Origin of the sequence: Ornithinibacter sp., assembly GCF_035443565.1 — a bacterium.
In the GTDB taxonomy this organism is placed as follows: domain Bacteria; phylum Actinomycetota; class Actinomycetes; order Actinomycetales; family Dermatophilaceae; genus Fodinibacter.
Genome location: NZ_DAORSO010000198.1, coordinates 1 through 3,333, shown reverse-complemented (window position 1 = coordinate 3,333; position 3,333 = coordinate 1). Strand labels below are relative to the sequence as shown.

Genomic DNA, 3,333 nt, shown 5'->3' with positions numbered 1-3,333 from the left:
GAGGTCTTTACGGATCGGGGGGTTCTCCCTACTCTGGCGGGATCCACGGGTGCTGCGACGCGGTGCGCCACGCCACCCATCCCGGGCACCACCTCGGACACCACGGAGATCAGCACATGTCTCGAACCTCCCTGCGGATCGGCGCCGTCGTCGCCGCCGCCGCTGCCAGCGCGTTGTCGTTCACACCGCTGGTGCAGGCGGCGCCGAAGCCCTCCCCGGCGTGTGACACGCGGGTGAACAACACGCACGCCAAGCTCATGGAGTGCATCACCCTCGAGGGTGTGCGTGAGCACCAGAAGGCCTTGCAGTCGATCGCCGACGCCAACGGGGGCACCAGGGTGTCGGGTAGCCCCGGGTACGACGAATCCGTCGACTACGTCGTCGAGCGGCTCAAGAAGGCCGGGTACACCCCTCGGGTCCAGCCCTTCACGTTCCAGACCTTCATCTCGCTCAGCCCGCCGGTGCTCGAGCGGGTGGCGCCGCCGCCGGCCGGGCCCGTCGCCACGACGTTCCTCAGCTACTCCGGCAGCGGCGACGTCACCGCGTCGGTCAGCAGGCCGGCCGACGCCGGCAGCGGCAACGAGGGTTGCGATGCCAGCGACTTCGCCGGCTTCGCGGCCGGCAACATCGCGCTCGTCCAGCGGGGCACCTGCACCTTTGCCATCAAGTCGACCAACGCCTACAACGCAGGCGCCTCCGCCGTCATCATCTGGAACAACCAGGCGGGCGTCATCAACGGGACCCTCGGCAACGACTTCACCCTCGACATTCCCGTCATGGCGGTGACCCAAGCCGCCGGTGCGGAGCTCGCGGCCACGGCCGGCCTGACCATGCGCGTCAAGGCCGAAACCTTCCGCGGCCAGGCGACGACGTACAACGTCTTCGCCCAGACGAGCGGCAGCACCGACAACGTCGTCATGGCCGGCGCCCACCTCGACTCGGTCAACGCCGGGCCGGGCATCAACGACAACGGCTCCGGCTCGGCGGCCATCCTCGAGGTGGCCGAGCAGATGGCCAAGGTGCGGCCGGTGAACGCCGTGCGCTTCGCGTGGTGGGGCGCCGAGGAGTCCGGTCTCGTGGGCTCCAGGTACTACGTCACCAACCTCAGCGAGGCCGAGCGGGACCAGATCGCCCTCTACCTGAACTTCGACATGGTCGGCTCGCCCAACCACGTCTTCTTCGTCTACGACGGTGACAACTCCGACGGCACGGGTCTACCCGGAGACGCCCCAGCCGGGCCGGAGGGTTCGGCACAGATCGAGAAGACCTTCGAGGCCTTCTACGCCAAGGTCGGCGAGCCGTTCAAGGGCACCGACTTCTCGGGACGCTCGGACTACGGGCCGTTCATCGAGATCGGCATTCCGTCCGGCGGTCTGTTCACGGGCGCGGAGGGAGTCAAGTCCGTCGAGGAGGCGGCCCTCTGGGGCGGCACGGCGGGCCAGCAGTACGACCCGTGCTACCACCTGGCCTGCGACACCTACGCGAACAACAACGACCATGCCCTCGAGGTCAACTCCGATGCCATCGGGTTCAGCGTGCTCCAGTACGCGATGAACACCTCGGACGTCAACGGGCGCCCGGGCAAGGGCAACTTCCCGCCCGTCTCGGGCGACGGAGCGGGAACGTCGGGCGCTGGCGGCGATTCAGGCTCGTCCCAGGGTGGCCTGCACGACCACGACCACGCGCCCACCCACACCGAGTGACCTGACCGCACGACGCCCGGCATCCCACCTCGGATGCCGGGCGTCGTCATGTCTACCGGCGGGTAATTGGCGAACCTCACACCCGCCAAGGTTCACCTGACCTGCCGCCGGGCGGCGCGCCGCGCTAGGTTGCTGCCGTGGCCACTACGACAGCTCCCTCACGTCCGGCGTCGGCCCGCCGCACCACCATCGCCCTCAAGACCCTCATGGCGGGGTCCGGGCTGGTGTTCGTCGGGTACGTCCTGTTGCACATGTACGGCAACCTCAAGACCTTGGCGGGGGAGGAGGCGTTCAACACCTACGCCCATCACCTGCGCACCTTCGGCGAGCCGATCCTGCCCTACGAGGGGCTGCTGTGGATCGTGCGCGTCGTGTTGATCGTGGCGGTCATCGGCCACATCTACGCGGCGTTCGCGCTGTGGAGCCGGGCCGGCACCGCACGGCGCACGAAGTACGCCGCCGCCAAGACGGCGATGCGCACCGCGTGGATGCGGTGGGGCGGGGTCTTCCTCATCCTCTTCATCGTCTGGCACCTGCTGCACTTCACGATCATGAAGATCTCGGTCAACCCCGACGCCCAGGGCCCGGACATCGAGAACAACCCCTACCAGCTCGTCGTCGCGAGCTTCCAGGTTCCGTGGATGACCCTGATCTACCTGCTCGCCCTCGGCGCGCTCGGCCTGCACCTCGCGCACGGTGTGTTCAGTGCACAGCAGACCCTCGGCCTCACGGGCACCCCGGCGAAGTACCGGCGCGCCAAGGCCACCGGGAACGCCGTCGCAGCGCTCGTCGTCGTCGGGTTCGCCATCCCGCCGCTCGCCATCCTCTTCGGCCTGATCAAGTGAGGCACTGACACCATGACCGATAACACCGTCAACGCGGGGGTCGCCCACCGCCTCTACACCGAGGGCGAGAAGATCGCCGACACCAAGGCGCCGGCCGGCCCCATCGGCGAGAAGTGGACCACCCGCAAGTTCGAGGCAGCCCTGGTCAACCCGGCCAACCGGCGCAAGCTGTCGGTCATCATCGTCGGCACCGGGCTCGCCGGTGGCGCCGCCGCCGCAACCTTGGGCGAGGCCGGCTACCACGTGAAGTCGTTCTGCTTCCAGGACAGCCCGCGCCGGGCGCACTCGATCGCCGCGCAGGGCGGCATCAACGCCGCGAAGAACTACAAGGAGGACGGCGACTCCGTTTACCGCTTGTTCTACGACACGGTCAAGGGTGGTGACTACCGGGCCCGCGAGACCAACGTCTACCGCCTGGCCGAGGTCAGCGCCGCGATCATCGACCAGTGCGTCGCGCAGGGCGTGCCGTTCGCCCGCGAGTACGGCGGTCTGCTCGACAACCGCTCCTTCGGTGGCGTCCAGGTGTCGCGCACCTTCTACGCCCGTGGCCAGACCGGCCAGCAGCTGCTCATCGGTGCCTACCAGGCCCTCGAGCGCCAGGTCGCGGCCGGAACGGTCGAGCAGTTCACCCGCCACGAGATGCTCGAGGTCATCGTCTCCGAGGGTCGCGCGCGCGGCATCATCGCTCGCGACCTCGTCACCGGCGAGATCGAGACGCACCTCGCGGATGCCGTCGTCCTCGCCTCCGGTGGGTACGGCAACGTGTTCTTCCTGTCGACCAACGC

3 protein-coding genes are annotated in these 3,333 nt (G+C 68.5%); all 3 read left to right on the top strand.

Annotated elements, in window-relative coordinates; genetic code table 11:
• The first annotated feature begins 116 nt into the window (after window positions 1-116).
• Window positions 117-1,703 (top strand): M28 family metallopeptidase, encoded by a 1,587-nt coding sequence (locus PLL68_RS13230; RefSeq protein ID WP_324534828.1) that lies wholly within the window; start codon window positions 117-119, stop codon window positions 1,701-1,703.
• Between the two features lie 137 nt (window positions 1,704-1,840).
• Complete coding sequence (locus tag PLL68_RS13225; protein ID WP_324534826.1) at window positions 1,841-2,548, top strand: succinate dehydrogenase cytochrome b subunit; 708 nt, start codon at window positions 1,841-1,843, stop codon at window positions 2,546-2,548.
• A gap of 12 nt (window positions 2,549-2,560) precedes the next feature.
• Window positions 2,561-3,333 (top strand): FAD-binding protein (locus tag PLL68_RS13220; protein WP_324534824.1); only part of this gene is annotated, 773 nt, incomplete at its 3' end.